14 protein-coding genes are annotated in these 14,908 nt (G+C 72.9%); 7 read left to right on the top strand and 7 right to left on the bottom strand.

Translation table 11 applies throughout. The features are described 5' to 3' along the window. Nucleotides 1–23: 23 nt before the first annotated feature. The 4 genes from M6G08_RS28725 to M6G08_RS28740 form a co-directional block, all read right to left on the bottom strand. Nucleotides 24–908 (bottom strand): aldo/keto reductase, encoded by an 885-nt coding sequence (locus M6G08_RS28725; protein ID WP_272591461.1) that lies wholly within the window; start codon nt 906–908, stop codon nt 24–26. 45 nt (nt 909–953) lie between these two features. Further along, the gene (locus M6G08_RS28730) at nt 954–1,844 is read right to left on the bottom strand and encodes a glycoside hydrolase family 19 protein (protein ID WP_272590023.1); all 891 of its coding nucleotides are present in this window, start codon (nt 1,842–1,844) and stop codon (nt 954–956) included. Nucleotides 1,845–2,061: 217 nt separating this feature from the next. After that, nucleotides 2,062–3,384: an aldehyde dehydrogenase family protein gene (locus M6G08_RS28735; protein ID WP_272590024.1), complete on the bottom strand. Its 1,323-nt coding sequence runs from the start codon at nt 3,382–3,384 to the stop codon at nt 2,062–2,064. 115 nt (nt 3,385–3,499) lie between these two features. After that, nucleotides 3,500–3,667 carry a DUF8839 family protein gene (locus M6G08_RS28740; protein WP_272590025.1) on the bottom strand — a complete coding sequence of 56 codons (168 nt, stop codon included), beginning with the start codon at nt 3,665–3,667 and terminating at the stop codon, nt 3,500–3,502. Nucleotides 3,668–3,872: 205 nt separating this feature from the next. On the opposite strand from M6G08_RS28740, the gene M6G08_RS28745 reads away from it, so the two are divergent. Together M6G08_RS28745 and M6G08_RS28750 are read left to right on the top strand one after the other, a co-directional pair. Then, nucleotides 3,873–4,313, top strand: a complete 441-nt coding sequence (locus M6G08_RS28745) for an SPW repeat protein (RefSeq protein ID WP_272590026.1) — start codon at nt 3,873–3,875, stop codon at nt 4,311–4,313. A 138-nt stretch (nt 4,314–4,451) separates the two neighbouring features. Further along, entirely contained in the window at nt 4,452–4,721 is a 270-nt protein-coding gene (locus M6G08_RS28750; protein ID WP_272590027.1) for a GlsB/YeaQ/YmgE family stress response membrane protein, read from the top strand. A 30-nt stretch (nt 4,722–4,751) separates the two neighbouring features. Here the strand turns inward: M6G08_RS28750 and M6G08_RS28755 are convergent, their stop codons facing one another. Beyond that, nucleotides 4,752–5,717, bottom strand: a complete 966-nt coding sequence (locus M6G08_RS28755) for an NAD-dependent epimerase/dehydratase family protein (protein ID WP_272590028.1) — start codon at nt 5,715–5,717, stop codon at nt 4,752–4,754. Nucleotides 5,718–5,877: 160 nt separating this feature from the next. On the opposite strand from M6G08_RS28755, the gene M6G08_RS28760 reads away from it, so the two are divergent. Next, nucleotides 5,878–6,363, top strand: a complete 486-nt coding sequence (locus M6G08_RS28760) for a nucleoside deaminase (protein WP_272590029.1) — start codon at nt 5,878–5,880, stop codon at nt 6,361–6,363. Between the two features lie 358 nt (nt 6,364–6,721). Here the strand turns inward: M6G08_RS28760 and M6G08_RS28765 are convergent, their stop codons facing one another. Then, nucleotides 6,722–7,426: a chaplin gene (locus M6G08_RS28765; RefSeq protein ID WP_272590030.1), complete on the bottom strand. Its 705-nt coding sequence runs from the start codon at nt 7,424–7,426 to the stop codon at nt 6,722–6,724. Between the two features lie 231 nt (nt 7,427–7,657). Here M6G08_RS28765 and M6G08_RS28770 point away from each other — a divergent pair, with 231 nt between their 5' ends. The 4 genes from M6G08_RS28770 (at nt 7,658) to M6G08_RS28785 (ending at nt 13,190) form a co-directional block, all read left to right on the top strand. Beyond that, entirely contained in the window at nt 7,658–9,268 is a 1,611-nt protein-coding gene (locus tag M6G08_RS28770; protein ID WP_272590031.1) for an alpha/beta hydrolase, read from the top strand. A gap of 94 nt (nt 9,269–9,362) precedes the next feature. Continuing rightward, nucleotides 9,363–10,457 carry a baeRF3 domain-containing protein gene (locus M6G08_RS28775; protein ID WP_272590032.1) on the top strand — a complete coding sequence of 365 codons (1,095 nt, stop codon included), beginning with the start codon at nt 9,363–9,365 and terminating at the stop codon, nt 10,455–10,457. A gap of 114 nt (nt 10,458–10,571) precedes the next feature. After that, complete coding sequence (locus M6G08_RS28780) at nt 10,572–11,591, top strand: Gfo/Idh/MocA family protein (RefSeq protein WP_272590033.1); 1,020 nt, start codon at nt 10,572–10,574, stop codon at nt 11,589–11,591. 273 nt (nt 11,592–11,864) lie between these two features. Continuing rightward, nucleotides 11,865–13,190 carry a PAS domain-containing protein gene (locus M6G08_RS28785; protein ID WP_272590034.1) on the top strand — a complete coding sequence of 442 codons (1,326 nt, stop codon included), beginning with the start codon at nt 11,865–11,867 and terminating at the stop codon, nt 13,188–13,190. A 53-nt stretch (nt 13,191–13,243) separates the two neighbouring features. On the opposite strand, the gene M6G08_RS28790 is transcribed toward M6G08_RS28785, so the two are convergent. Further along, nucleotides 13,244–14,752: a DNA-binding protein NsdB gene (locus M6G08_RS28790; protein ID WP_272590035.1), complete on the bottom strand. Its 1,509-nt coding sequence runs from the start codon at nt 14,750–14,752 to the stop codon at nt 13,244–13,246. Nucleotides 14,753–14,908: the final 156 nt, after the last annotated feature.

Genomic DNA, 14,908 nt, shown 5'->3' on the forward strand with positions numbered 1-14,908 from the left:
TCCGGACGGCAACCGCTGGGAGGTCAGCCGGTCCGGGCGGCGTCGAGCCGCGCGAGTTCCTCGTCGGTGAGCCGGAGGGCGCCCGCGGCGACGTTCTCGGCGAGGTGCTCGGGGTCGCCGGTGCCGGGGTTGGCGAGGACATGGGGGCCCTGCCGCAGGGTCCAGGCGATCCGCACCTGCGCGGGGCTCGCGCCGTGCGCCCGGGCGACCTCGCGGACCTCTTGCTCGTGAGCGGTTCCGGCGCCGCGAGGGCCCGCCTCGCCCGCGATGGCGTAGAACGGCACGAAGGCGATGCCCTGTGCGCGGCACAGGGCGAGGAGTTCGTCGGCGGCGGGGTCGTGGAAGCCGAGGCCGTACCGGTTCTGCACGCAGACCACGGGCGCGATGGCCTGCGCCTCGGCGAGGTGGCGCGGCTCCACGCCGGAGATGCCGAGGTGGCGGATCAGGCCCGCCGCGCGCAGTTCGGCGAGGGCGCCGAAGTGGTCGGCGATCGAGTCCTGCCGCATGCGGCGCAGGTAGACGACGTCGAGGTGGTCACGGCCGAGCTGGCGCAGGTTCTCCTCGACGTGGGCGCGCAGGTCCTCGGGACGGGCGGAGGTGCCCCACTCCCCCGACCGCTCCCGGTACGGGCCGACCTTGACGGCGATCACCAGGTCGTCGGCGTACGGGGCCAGCGCGCTGTTGATCAGCTCGTTGGCGGAGCGCAGGGACGAGAAGCAGAACGCGGCGGTGTCGATGTGGTTGACGCCGAGTTCGACCGCCCGGCGCAGGACGGTGAGGGAGCGCTCGCGGTGGCTCGGGGTGCCGAGGTGGAAGGCGGCGCTGCCCGTCAGCCGCATCGCGCCGAGGCCGACGCGGCGGACGGGCAGGTCGCCGAGGTGCCAGGTGTCGGCGGACTCCGCGGTGATCGTTTACGAGGTCATCGGCGGAGTGCCGCACACGCCCGGCCGGGGTCAGCAGTAGAGATTGCCGCCCGGTGAGACACCGAGGATCTGGCTGAACTGCTGGTACTTGCTGACGCGGCTCTGGACCTGCGCGGGGTTCTTGCCGTCGCACTCCAGGGAGCCGTTGATGGAGCGGATCGTCTGGCCGAAACCGGCGCCGTTGACCATGGCGCTGTGCCCGGTCATGCTGCCGGGCCCGGACTGGGTGTTCCAGTACCACAGGGCGGTCTTCCAGGCGACGGCCGAGTCGTTCTGCACCAGCCAGGGGTTGTTCAGCAGGTCGATGCCGAGGGCGTCGCCCGCCGCCTTGTAGTTGAAGTTCCAGCTGAGCTGGATGGGGCCGCGCCCGTAGTAGGCGGCCTGGCCGGCCGGGCAGCCGTAGGGCTGGTTCCAGTCGCAGTAGTGCGGGTAGTTGGCGGTGTTCTGCTCGACGATGTGCACGAGTCCGCCGGTCTCGTGGCTGACGTTGGCGAGGAAGGCGGCGGCCTCCTGCTTCTTCACCGTGTCGCTGCCGGTGTTGGCGAAGCCCGGGTAGGCGCTGAGCGCGGCGGTCAGGCCGCCGTAGCTGTAGAACGAGTTCCGGCCCGGGAACATCTGGTTGAACTGCGCCTCGGTCACCACGAAGTTGCCGACCGGCGTCTCGGAGCCGCCGTCGCAGGCGTACGGCTCCCAGTACCAGGTGCTGATCAGCGGGTCGTAGCCCGGGTTGGCGTGCTCGGCGATGTACGCCTTGCCGTCCGTGTAGCGGACGATGTCGCCGGCGTCGTAGTTCGCGTCGGCCGACCACGCGGGGTAACTGGAGCAGGAGGCGGCGGACGCCTCGGTGGCGGGCAGGAAGGCGGGGACGGCTCCCGCGAGGGCGAGTGCGGTGACCACGGCGGATATACGGCGCCTCGACACGGCTGCCTCCTTCGGCGGAGCACGGCCGCTCCCGTACCAGGCAAGGGAGGAATCGGAGCCATGGGCGCGCGCCGGCGGACCGGTCACGGCGTCGGGGGCGGCCGTGGTGGGGGGTGTTGGAGGCACACTCAACCGCGTTGGTCTGTACCAGTCAAGGGTGTAGACCAGTTCAACCCGGCAAGTTTTGGGCCGGGTTGAAGGCGCGCCGTCGGGCCGGTCAGCCCAGCGGCTTCTTCAGGACCGCCTTGCGGTGGCTGAAGGTCTCGATGGAGTACCGGCCGTGGTAGCTGCCCATGCCGCTCTCCCCCACACCGCCGAACGGCAGGTCGGAGACGGTGAGATGGGCCAGCGGCAGTCCGTGGCCGAGACCGCCGGAGGATGTCTCGGCGGCGAACCGCTCGCGCGTCTCGTCGGACTCGCTGAAGACGTAGAGGGCCAGCGGCTTGTCGCGGTCGTTGACGAAATCGATCGCCTCGTCGAGCCCGGACACGGTGACGACCGGCAGGATCGGGCCGAAGATCTCCTCCCGCATCACCGGCGCGTCGGGCGCGACGTCGGCGAGTACGGTCGGCGCGATGTACTTCCGCGAGCGGTCGCTGCCGCCGCCGACGACCACCCGACCCGAGTCCAGCAGGCCGGACAGCCGGTCGAAGTGACGCTCGTTGACGATCCGCGCGTACTCCGAGGACCGCGCCGGGTCGCTCCCGTACAGCGCCTCGACGGCACGGACCAACGCCGGCTCCAGGACGGCGGCGGTCTCGGGGTCGGTCAGCACGTAGTCGGGGGCCACGCAGGTCTGGCCCGCGTTGAGGAACTTGCCTGCGGCCAGCCGTGCGGCGACCGCGTCGGGGTCGGCGTCGCGGTCGACGAACGCCGGGGACTTGCCGCCGAGTTCGAGGGTGACCGGGGTGAGGTGCTCGGCGGCGGCCCGCATGACGATGCGGCCGACCGTGCCGTTGCCGGTGTAGAAGATGTGGTCGAAGCGCTCGGCGAGCAGGGCCGTGGTCTCGGGAACGCCGCCCTCGACGACGGCCACCGCGTCGGTGTCCAGGTACCGCGGCAGCAGGCGGGCCAGCGCGGCGGAGGTCACCGGGGCCAGCTCGCTGGGCTTGGCGACCACCGCGTTGCCGGCGGCCAGGGCGCCGACGACCGGGGCGAGCAGCAGCTGGGCCGGATAGTTCCAGGGCGCGATGACGAGTACGACGCCGAGGGGGTCGTACTGCGTCCAGGCGGCGGCGTCGGCGCCGAGGTGGGCCGGGGCCGGGGCGGGCTCGGGGCGCAGCCAGTCGGCGAGGTGGTCGAGGGTGTGGTCGATCTCGCGGACGGTGAAGCCGATCTCCGTGCGCTGGGCCTCGGCGGCACTCTTGCCGAGGTCGGCGCGGAGGGCCGCCTCCAGCTCCGGGCCGTTCTCCGTGAGCAGGGCGCGCAGCCGGCGCAGCTGGCCGGTACGCCACTCGACGGGCTTGGTACGGCCGGTGCGGAAGGTGGCGCGCAGCCGGGCGACGACGTCGGCGGGCTGCTCGGGGGCGGGGTGGTTCACGGGTGCCTCGCTGGCGGTGGAAGACGTTGACAGTATGGATGTAGTTGCCAACATTTCAGGTACCGAAATACATTCCCGCGGTCCCGCCCCTCCCGGTTTCGTCACCGGGACGCGTTCACTTCTCCTCGCGGCCCGGAACGACCACCAGGAAGGCGTCCGACTTCAGGTCCATGACGACGGTCGCGGGCTCGCCCTGGGCGCGCCGCCGTGCGGCGTACTCCTCCGCCGGCCACGAGCCGCGCGGCGAGCCCGCGGGGAACCGTTCCAACACCTTCGCACCCATGGCCGCGGCCACCTCCGCCGTCACTGCGTCCCGGACGTCTCTCGCTGTGCGCCTGCCCGCGATCCGCGTGGACATGTCCAGCCCGCGCGCTCCCCCTCCGCAGGCCGCCCCCCGACTACACATAAGGGAAAAATAAGAGCAGAATGGACGCGTGCGGCGCTACCGAAACCGCACCGACGACCCGGTCAGTCAAAGGAGACGAATCATGGCCAACGTCTCGCACTCCCGAGGTGACATCTCCAGTCACCCCGACGCCCCGGAAATGCAGGAGCGTTACGCCCGCATGCTCGGCGGCCGCGATGTGGCACTCGTGGACGGGCCGGTGTTCCTGCTCGGCCTGTACTGCGCCGTGTCCCCGTGGATAGTCCACTTCACCACCAGCCAGCCCGCACTCGTGGCCCACAACCTGATCATAGGAATCGCCATCGGCCTGCTGGCCCTGGGATTCACCCGCGCTCCGGAACGCATGTACGGCCTCAGCGGTGCGATGTGCGCGATGGGGATCTGGATGATCATCTCGCCGTGGATCGTCGGCACCAACCCGGACGCCGGCGTCATCTGGAACAACATCGTCATCGGCGCTCTGACCCTGGCCCTGGGGACGGTGTGCGCCGCCACGGCGGCGAAGAGCATGCGCAGGCCCTGAGCACGAGGGAGGAACACCGAGGGCCGGCCCGTCCCGCGGGCCGACCCTCGCACGCCCCTGCCGACCGGCGCCGCGGACTACGCGCGCCCGCACCGGGCACACGCCCTACTGCGGGGGTCTCGACACGAAGGGGCGGAGATGGAAATCGGCGGCGTCATCAGTGCCATCGTCATCGGCATCGTCATCGGCGTGCTGGGCCGGCTCGTGATCCCGGGCCGTCAGCGCATCGGAATCCTGTGGACGATCCTCGTCGGCATCGTGGCCGCGCTGATCGGATCGTGGGTCGCGGCCGCCTTCGGCGTCGCCGACACGGACGGCGTCGACTGGGTCGAGTGGCTCATCCAGATCGGTCTCGCCGCGCTCGGCGTGGCCGCGCTGGACCGGTCGCGGGCCCGCACCCGGCGCTGAGCGAGCGGGCCACCCGCCTCCGGGCCGCCTTCACCGGGCGGCGAGCCACTGCTCGTACCAGCTCACGGTGGCGTCCACGGTGTCCGTGAGCGGCGTGGGAGCCGTGCCGAAGGCCCGCTCGAAGGCGGTGGAGTCCATGATCTGCGGCTCCGTGTGCTGGTAGAACATCTCCGCGTACTCGGCCATGAACTGTTCGTCGAACGGGCCGAAGGGGCGGGGCTCGGACAGCACCACGACGTTCAGCGGCCGGCCCACCCGCTTCTCGATCATCGTGTGGATCTCACGCGTGCTGACGGCGGGCGCGGTGGGCAGGTGCCATACGCGGCCGTCGCCCTCGGGCCGCTCACCGAGGGTGGCGAGGCCGGCCGCGACGTCCCGGATGTCGGTGTAGCTGTGCCGCAGACCGATGTCGCCGATGCCCAGCACGTCGCCTCCCGTCAGGGCGCCCGGGAAGACGGCGGCACCGAGGGACGAGTTGAGCACCCCCGGACCGACGAAGTCGGCGCTGCGGCCGAGGGCGACACGGGCCCGGCCGGCCTGGTGCGCGGACAGATAGCGCTCGTCGAGCTCGGCGCGCATCCGGCCCTTGCGGCTGGTCGCCAGCCAGGGGCTGTCCTCCGTCATCACCACTCCCCCGGTCTCGCCGTACGGATAGAGGGTGTCGAGCACGACGAGCCGGGCCCCGGTCGCCTCGACGGCGGCGAGGACGGCCTCCTGGACGCGCGGCATCACCTCGGTCTGGAGGTGATAGCCGACGTTGACGCAGTGGTGCACCACGGCGGCTTGCCCCGTCGCGGCCCGCGCGCCCTCGGCCGTGCTCACGTCGGCGGCGAACCGCTCGACACCCTCGATCGCGGGGCCGTCGCCCTTCCGGTCGACGAGCCGCACGCGGTGGCCCCGGCGCACCAGCTCACGGGCGAGTTCGGTGCCGGCGGGGCCCGATCCCAGGACGGTGTGCAGGGCGGGCGACTGCGACTGCGGGATGACGGCGGACATGGCGGTCCCCTTCTCTCGGTTTCTCCGGGTGTGCCTGCGAGAGCGGGCCGCGAGGGGCGGTAGCTCTTGTTAGAGACTGTAACGCTTGCGATTGACCGTAGCAAGGGAGGGGCGGCATAGGCTGCCGGTGAGGATCACATCGCCGAGGAGGGCCGGGCCCATGGTTGTGAAGGACGTCGAACTGCCGTACCTGCGTCGCTGCGTGGAGCTGGCGGCCGAGGCGCTGGCGGCGGGTGACGAGCCGTTCGGGTCGGTGCTGGTCGGCGGGGACGGCGAGGTACTGGCCGAGGACCGCAACCAGGTGGCCTCCGGCGACCGCACCCGCCATCCGGAGTTCGAGCTCGCGCGCTGGTCCGCCACCCACCTCGCCCCCGAAGAGCGGGCCGCGGCCACGGTGTACACGTCCGGCGAGCACTGCCCGATGTGCGCCGCCGCCCACGCGTGGGTCGGCCTGGGGCGCATCGTGTACGTCGCCTCGTCCAAGCAGCTCGGTGGCTGGCTGACGGAGCTGGGCGTTGCCGCACCACCGGTGCGGACGCTGGCGGTGCGGGAGGTGGCGCCCGGGGTGGCGGTGGACGGCCCGGTGCCGGAACTGACCGAGGAGATCCACACGCTGCACCGCCGGTTCCACACGGGGCGGGCCTGAGCGGCAGCGGAGGCTCAGGGGGCGTCGGGGCCGGGGCGTGCGGGTCCTGGCCCAGGTGACCCGCTGGTGACGGGCACACCGCCAGGGCGTCGTCCCGCCGGCCGGCCGGCACGCATGGCCTCAGCCGGCCGCCTTGCCGGCCCCGGCGTTTCGGACCGGCCGGTGTATGCCGCTCAACCCGTGCGTACGTCCCCGACCGGGGCCTGCCCGGCGGTCACCCGTGCGGCGCGCGCACCGTCCCGCCGGGCGCGCCGGTCTGCCGGGGAGTGCCGCTGGGGGCCCGCGCGGCGCCCCGACGACATGCGCACGTCCCGGCCGCCCGGCGTGCGGTGCGCCCGGGGCGGCCGGCCGCCGTCGGTCAGGTCCGGGCGCCCGGCCGGAACCGCCGGTAGAGGACGGCGCCGCCCAGCACGAGCGCGGCGCTCCCGGCGAGGGCGGACAGGGTCTGGTCCGCACCGGTGCGGGCCAGGGACACCGACTCCTCCGGCGGGGCCGCGACGTGCGGGGAGGGCTTCGGCTCGGCGCGCTCCTTCTCGGGCACCGACGGCTCGGGCTCCGGCCGCGCGGGGGGCTCGACGGGCTCGGGCTCGTCACCGGGGCCGTTCGTCGACTCGTTGCCGACGGCCGGGTTGCCGATGCCGACGACGTTGACGCTGTTGCCGCTGACGTTCACCGGAAGGTGCACCGGCAACTGGACGCCGTTGCCGGAGAGCACGCCCGGCGAGTCCTCGGCGCCGCCCTCGGCGACCGCGCCTCCCGACGCACCGGCCCCCTCGGAGGATTCCTTCCCCTTGTCCGCCGTACCGTTCGCCCCGGTGTTGGCGCAGCTGTTGCCCGCGGCCGGGTTGAGGAGCCCCACCACGTTCACCGTGTTCCCGCACACGTTCACCGGGACGTCCACCGGGAGCTGGACGGTGTTGCCCGAGATCAGCCCCGGCGAGCCGGCCGCGGAGCCGTCCGCGGCGGCGCCGTCGGACGCGAACGCGGCGTACGCCGGCATCGTCACGGCCAGCGCGCCGGACGCCGCGACGGCGAGCACACCGTTTCGGGTAACCCTTCTCATGAGTTTCCCTGCCTTCCAGAGTTGGTCACGGGCAGTCGCCCGCACCGGTTAAAACGCGGACGCACCATCCGAGTTATGGCTAATAGTCCTTTCACCCCATCGAGTGACCGTTTCGTCGAACTGGTGGCAATGCACCCACAGGCCTTGCCCGGAGGCGAGCCGTCCGGGGCCCGCTTATGGTGAGCGAGGGCGCCGAGCACCGGTCCACGACGGGGCGCCCGGGAGGCATCGATGCTGGCCAAGCTGGAGTCCCGGCCCTCGGTCCGGCACTGCGCGGTCACCGGCGCGCTCGGGCTGGCGCTGCTGGTCGCCGGGCTGCCCGCCGCGACCGCGAGTGACACCGGGCCCGACCTGTCCCGGTTCTACGACCAGAAGGTCAAGTGGTCGGCGTGCGAGGACATGGCGGCGCCGGAGTACCTCCAGTGCGGGAAGGTCACCGTCCCCCTCGACTACGACCGGCCCGGGGGCAGGACGCTCGACCTCGCCCTCGCCCGTTACCGGGCGACCGGCGACAAACGCGGCTCGGTGCTGCTGAACTTCGGGGGGCCCGGCGGCTCCGGCGTCGACGAACTCGTCGGCGGCGGCAAGGACTTCATGCACCTGACCAACGGCTACGACGTGGTCACCTTCGACCCCCGCGGCGTCGGCCGGTCCTCGCCGGTCACCTGCGGCCCGGCCACCGTCGACATCATCGAGGCGACGGACGGGGACGAGAAGCTCACCGACCCGCGGGACGTACTGCGGCGGCTGCGGGAGGCGGCGGCCGACTGCGCGAAGCACTCCGGCCCGGTGCTGCCCCACATAGGCACGGTCGAGGCCGCGCGCGACATGGACGTGATGCGCCAGGCGCTCGGCGACGACCGGCTCAACTACCTCGGCTTCTCCTACGGGACCCGGCTGGGCGCGGTCTACGCCGCCAGGTTCCCGGACAAGGTCGGGCGGATGGTGCTGGACGGTGTGGACACCCTGACGGAACCGCTGACCGAGCAGGGCCTGGCCGGAGCGCGCGGGCAGCAGACGGCGCTGGAGAACTTCCTCGACTGGTGCGTGGAGGACATCGCCTGTCCGTTCGGGCAGGACGCGCGGCAGGCCCGCCGCCTGGTCGAGCAGGTCGTCGCGTCGCTCGACTCGGACCCGGTGCCGACGGCGTTCGGCGAGCCGTTCTCCGGTCAGGACATGGTGGGTGCCATGGGCCAGGCCCTTTACAGCAAGGAGCTGTGGCCGTCGCTTCAGCGGGCGCTCGCCCAGCTGATGGAGGGCGGCGACACCAGTGGCCTGCAGGGTTTCGTGTCCGGCGGCGTGACTTTCCCGGTCCGTGCGCAGGCGCGGGCCGGCAGCGGGGAGAAGGCCGGCGCCGGCCTCACCGACCCGGAGGACGTCCCGATGGACAACCTGCCGGCCGCGCTGATGGCGATCAACTGCGCGGACGACCCCGACCGGCCCTCCGCCGGCCAGGTCGCCGAGTCGCTGGGCCGGCTGCGCGCCCGGTACGAGGAGGCCTCGCCGGTCTTCGGCCGGTACCGGCTCACCCAAGTACTGATGTGCCACGGCCGCCCCAAGGGCACCGACTACATCCGCGAGGACGTGAAGGACCTCGACACCGCGAAGATGCTCCTCGTCGGCACCCGGGGCGACCCGGCCACGCCGTACCGCTGGACCGAGGAGACGGCCGAGCGGCTCGGGCCCTCGGCCGTGGTCCTCGACAACAAGGGCGAGGGGCACACGGGCTACGCGTCCTCCGAGTGCGTGCACCGCAAGGTCGACGACTTCCTGCTGTACGGCTCCCTGCCGCCCGACGGCAGCTCCTGCGGCGGCGAGGCTTCCCCGGGCCGGGACGAATGAGGCCGGGACGAACGAGGCCGGGACGAGCGCACCTGAACGTATGAGGCGGATTGCTCCGAATGCCCGACACGTCCTTCCGTCTTATCGTGCTGACATGGAGCACGATCTGAGTCCCGCCGCCCTCGCCGAACTCCGGCGCCCCCGCCCCTACCCGGCCGTGTCCGTGCTGACGCCGACGCACCGCCGCGAGCCGGACAACGCCGGCGACCCCGTCCGGCTGCGCAACGCGGTGGCCGAGGCCAAGAAGCAGTTGCAGGACGACCCGGCGGTCACCCGTGAGCGCCGCTTGGATGTCTCCCGGGAACTCGACCGGGCCCTGGCGGAGGTCGACCTGTCACACACCGAGGACGGCCTCGCGATCTTCGCCGCGCCGGGTGAGCACCAGGTCTGGACCCTCGCCCGCTCCGTCCCGGAGCGCGTCGTCCTCGCAGACACCTTCCTGACCCGCAATCTCGTCGCCGCGCAGGCCGCCGAGCGGCCGTTCTGGGTGCTGTCGGTCGCCGCCGACCGGGTCACCCTGTGGAGCGGCGGGGCGGGAAGGGTCGTCGAGGACCGCACCGGCGGCTTCCCCATGGACCGCCCGCCGCTCGACTTCGACCCCGAACGCATGGAGCGGATCGGCGACTCGCCGAGCACCTTCCGGGACGAGACCACCCGCCGGTTCCTGCGCGACGCCGACACCGAGATGGGCCGGGTCCTGCGCGCGCACCCCCGGCCGCTGTACGTCACCGGCCCGCAGCCCGCGCTGTCCGTGCTGGAGGAGACCGGGAACACCGTGCGGGACGCGGTGCTCGTCCCGCACGGGGGCCTGGCGCACGGCACGGCCGACGCCGTGTGGCAGGCGGTGGCGCCCGTCCTCGACCACGAGGCGCGCGGCTCCGTCGAGGCCGTCGCCAGGGAACTGGACGCCGCCCGCGGGCGCAAGGACTTCGCGGCCGGCGTCGACGAACTGTGGGAGAGCGCGCACACCGGCCGGGTCCGGCTGCTGGCCGTCGAGGAGAACTTCAAGGTGACGATGCGCGACGACGGTGAGCACCTGCTCCCGGCGTACGACGGCGACCTCGACGCCCGCGAGGACATCGTGGACGAGATCGTCGAGCAGTGCCTGGAGACCGGCGCGGACGTCCGCTTCGTCCCGGACGGGGCGCTCGGCGAGGTGGAGGGCATCGCGGGCGTACTGCGCTACTGACCCCGGCGCCCGTGTGCGGCGCCCCGCCCCTCTTGACGACCGTGAAACCCTGTTCGCGGTACACGTACCCGCCGTCCGCGGGTGCGCCGCGGACGGGGAAGGAGCCGGCGGAGCGTGAGCGAACTTCTGGGTGTGGCGGTGCTGGGCGCGGGACACATGGGCGCCGACCACGTACGGCGCCTCGACCGGGTGGTGAGCGGCGCCAGGGTCGCCGCCGTCGCGGACCCCGACGCCGAGCGGGCGAAGGCGGCCGCGGGCGGGATCGACGGGGTCGTCGTGCACACGGACGTCGAGGCCGCGCTGGACGCGCCGGGCGTGGAGGCCGTGCTGATCGCCTCGCCCGGCGAGGCGCACGAGGAGGCTCTGCTGGCCGCCTTCGCGAGAGGGCTGCCGGTGCTGTGCGAGAAGCCGATGGCGCCGGACGCGGCGGGCGCGCTGCGCGTGGTGGAGGCGGAGGCACGGCTGGGCCGCAGGCTGGCGCAGATCGGGTTCATGCGGCGCTACGACGCCGAGTACCGCCAGTTGAAGTCGCTGCTGGACGGCGGGCGGCTGGGCCGGCCGCTGATGCTGCACTGCGTCCACCGCAACGTGTCCTCCCCACCGCACTTCACCTCCGGCATGCTGGTGACCAGTTCCGTCTCGCACGAGATCGACGCGGCCCGCTGGCTGCTCGGGCAAGAGCTGACCGCGGTGACCGTCCTGCGGCCGCGTCCGTCCGCGGGGGCGCCCGAGGGACTGCTCGACCCGCAGCTGGTGCTCTTCGAGACCGAGGGGGGCGCCCTGGTCGACGTGGAGATCTTCGTCAACTGCGGCTTCGGCTACGAGGTGCGGTGCGAGGCCGTCTGCGAGGCGGGCAGCGCCCGGATCGGGGACGCACGCGCCATGGTGGTGACGGCGGCGGGCGGTGCCCGCGAGGAGGTGCCGCAGGACTACCTCGTGCGGTTCGCGGACGCCTACGACCGCGAGGTGCGGGACTGGGTCGACGCCACCCGGCGGGGACGGGTCACCGGCCCGGGTGCCTGGGACGGGTACGCGGCGTCCGCCGTCGCCGAAGCGGGCGTGCGGGCGCTGGAGACGGGGACGCGCACGCCCGTCGGTCTGGCGCCCCGGCCCGCGCTGTACGACGCGCCGTAGAACAGGAGTCCGACGAACACTCGGGCGACGACTCCGGCGAGGACGTACGCCCGTCAAGTCCCGTAGGCTTCCTACGACTTGGCGACCGGCACACGTACGCCCATCGGGCGCCGAAGTCGCTCCGGGAAGACTGTGGCATATGCCGGAAGCACCACCGTATCGTGTCTTGCCAAATCCCTTACGGGGCCTCGCGGGCTGTGCAACAGTCGTAACGGTCCTTCCACCGGCCTCGGTTCCGCCCCGGTTCGTACCGTCTGCACATCGGAGTGCGTCATGTCGTCCCATCTCTCCGCGGACCACCCAGCCGCCCAGCCACCGGGACCCGGCTCGGTCGAGGCGCTGATATCGCAGGCGCGGCGGCTCAGGGGCGACGTGGACGCCGTACGACGGGACAGTCAGGGCGACGGAACGGACCCCCACGGCCGCTGGCAGCGCGCCCTGTACGACCTGGCGCTGCATCAGCTCAGCGACCTCGACGCGCACTTGGCGCAGCTGCGGGACGGACCGGCGCCCGCGCCCCGCCCGGGTTCGCTGCTCAGCAGGGTCGGCAGCGCGGAGTGGAACCTGCTGACGGACGAGGCCGAGTGGTCCGGGGAGCTCTTCCAGATCCTCGGCCGCGACCCCGCCGCCCTCCCCCTGAGCCTCGACGAGTTCCCGTCCCTGGTCCTCACCGAGGACCGGCCGAAGCTGACCGCGATGGTCACGGACTGCCTCGTCGACGGCCGGCCCATCGACGGGGAGTTCCGCGTCGTGCGCCCCGACGGCACCGTACGGACCGTGCACATGATGGGCGAGCCCGTGCTCGACGCCGACGGCAGCACCGCCTCGATGTGGGCGGTGCTGCGGGACGTCAGCGCACTGCGCCGCAGCCAGCGGGCCGTGAGCGAGACCCGTGACTCGTTCCGGCACCGCCCGCGGGCCGCGGACACCGGGCAACGGCCCGCGGCCGGACCGCGGGAGGCCGTGCCACCGCCCTGGCACGGCCTCCTGCGGTTCCCGGACCGGGGACGGCCCGGCCTCGACCTGGCGGCCGGCTACCTGCCCGCCGAGGCGGGCCCGTCCCGAATCAGCGTCTGGTACGACGCGTGCCCGCTCACCGGTGACGAGACGCTGCTGAGCGTCGGCGAACTCCCCTGCGCCGAAGGCGACCCGGCCCAGGGTCCGGCGATGGTGATCGGCGCGCTGCGCGGCCTGGCGACGGCGGGCGTCCGGCCCGCCGGACTTCCGGACCGGCTCGCCCGGTCGCTGCGGTCCACCGCCCTGCCGCCCGTGCGCGGTGCCGTGTACTGCGGCTACCGGCCCGACAGCCGCACCGTGACGTGCGCGCACGCCGACGGCCCCGCCCCGCTGCTGTTCCGCGACGGGACGGGGCACGCGCCGGCCTGGCAGGCCGAGACCACCCTCGAAGCCGGTGACCTGTTACTGGTGCACAACGGCGGACTCGTGCCGGCGGAGCGACGACGCCTCCTCGCCCTGGCTCCCCGGCTGTCCAAAACGAGCTCGGCGCGAGACGTCCTGCGGATCGTGTCGGAGGGGACCGGCCGGTCCCTGCGCCGGGAGGACGCCTGCGTGCTGGTGGCCCGGGTGACGCGGAAGTAGGGCGCGGCACGCGGAAGTAGGGGCGCGGCATGCGGAAACGGGGGCGGCGTGCGCTACGCCTGGGCCGCCCTGCCGCCGCTCCCCCTGCCCTTGGACGTCTTCCCCTTGGGCAGCGCCAGTTCGATCTCCTCCCGCAGCTCCTGGATCTTCGGGTAGCCGGCGTACTGCGCGGTGAGCCGGTACATCTGCCGCAGGCGGTCCCAGGTCCGCTGGGAGGAGTTGGACCCCATCGACACCAGGGCCAGGCGCGCGTACCGGTCCGCCTGTTCGGGGTCGTCGGCGATGAAGCAGGCGGAGGCCATGGACAGGTAGTCGAAGATCTTCGACCGCTGCCGGCCGTCGACCCTGAGGGCCAGGGCCTTGTCCGCGTAGTGCTGGGCGTGGGCGGCGGCTCCCGGCTCGAACTCGGCGAGCGTCCGGTAGGCCAGGGCCTGCATGCCGTACAGGTCCTCCTCCTTGAACGTCTGCATCCAGTCCGGCGGCGGCACGTCCGCCTTGTCGGAGACGAAGAGGTCCTCGGCCCGGCCCAGGGTGCGGCGCATCGCCTGGCCCTTGCCCATGGACGCCTGGGCCCAGGCCTCGATCGTGTAGAGCATGGCCTTGGTGCGCGGCAGCACCTGCTCGCCGGAGCCCGACTGGGCGAGCTTCATCAGGTCCAGAGCCTCGTCGGGCTTGCCCAGGTGCACCATCTGGCGGGCCGCCCGGGAGAGCGCCTCGCCGGCCCGGGGACGGTCGCCGCCCTCGCGTGCGGCGTGGGCGGCGATGACGAAGTACTTCTGGGCCGTGGGTTCCAGGCCGACGTCGTGCGACATCCAGCCCGCGAGGACGGCGAGGTTGGCGGCGACGCCCCACAGGCGCCGCTGGAGGTGGGGTGGGTGGTGGTAGGCGAGCATGCCGCCCACCTCGTTGAGCTGGCCCACCACGGCCTTGCGCTGGAGGCCGCCGCCGCGGGCGGCGTCCCAGGCGCGGAACACTTCGACCGAGCGCTCCAGTTCCTCCACTTCCTGCGACCCGACGGGGGCGGCCTCGTAGCGGTCGAACCCGGCGGAGTCGGCGTGCAGGGGGTGGTGGAGGTCGGGAGCATCGGCCGCCAGGGCCGGGTCGGTGTGCAGCCAGTCGTGCATGGCGCTGCTGAGTGCGGAGCCCGCGGCGAGCGCGGCGCCCGCGCCCACCAAGCCGCGTCGGTTGAGCATGAGGTCCATTCCCGTGAATTCGGTGAGGACCGCCGCGGTCCGCTCGGGCGCCCACGGCACTCCGTCGGGATGTTCCTCGCTCCCGCCGCGTGACCGTTTCCCCGCGCGCCCGTGCCGGACCAGACCGAGGTCCTCGATGGTCACGACACGGCCGAGACGCTCGGTGAACAGAACCGCCAGCACCCGCGGCACCGGATCGCGCGGGATCTCTCCCATGTCGATCCACCGCCGCACCCGCGAGGTGTCGGTCGCCAGCTGCGGATGGCCCATGGCCGCCGCCTGCCGGTTGACCAGCCTCGCGAGCTCGCCCTTGGACCAGCCGGCCAGGCCGAACAGGTCCGACAGACGGGTGTTGGGTTCTTTGCTCACGTCAAGCCCCCAGGTTCTCGGCTGAGTTGACAGTAGCCCCGTGCGGGTTGCCGGGCGACTATTCGCCACCGTTCGCCAGGGTGCGCCAGATGGTGTGCCAGGGGCGGCGGGGTGTCAGGTAGGAATGCGCCACCCCGACCGGTCGCCGCGGGGGTC

It is taken from the genome of Streptomyces sp. M92 (assembly GCF_028473745.1).
In the GTDB taxonomy this organism is placed as follows: domain Bacteria; phylum Actinomycetota; class Actinomycetes; order Streptomycetales; family Streptomycetaceae; genus Streptomyces.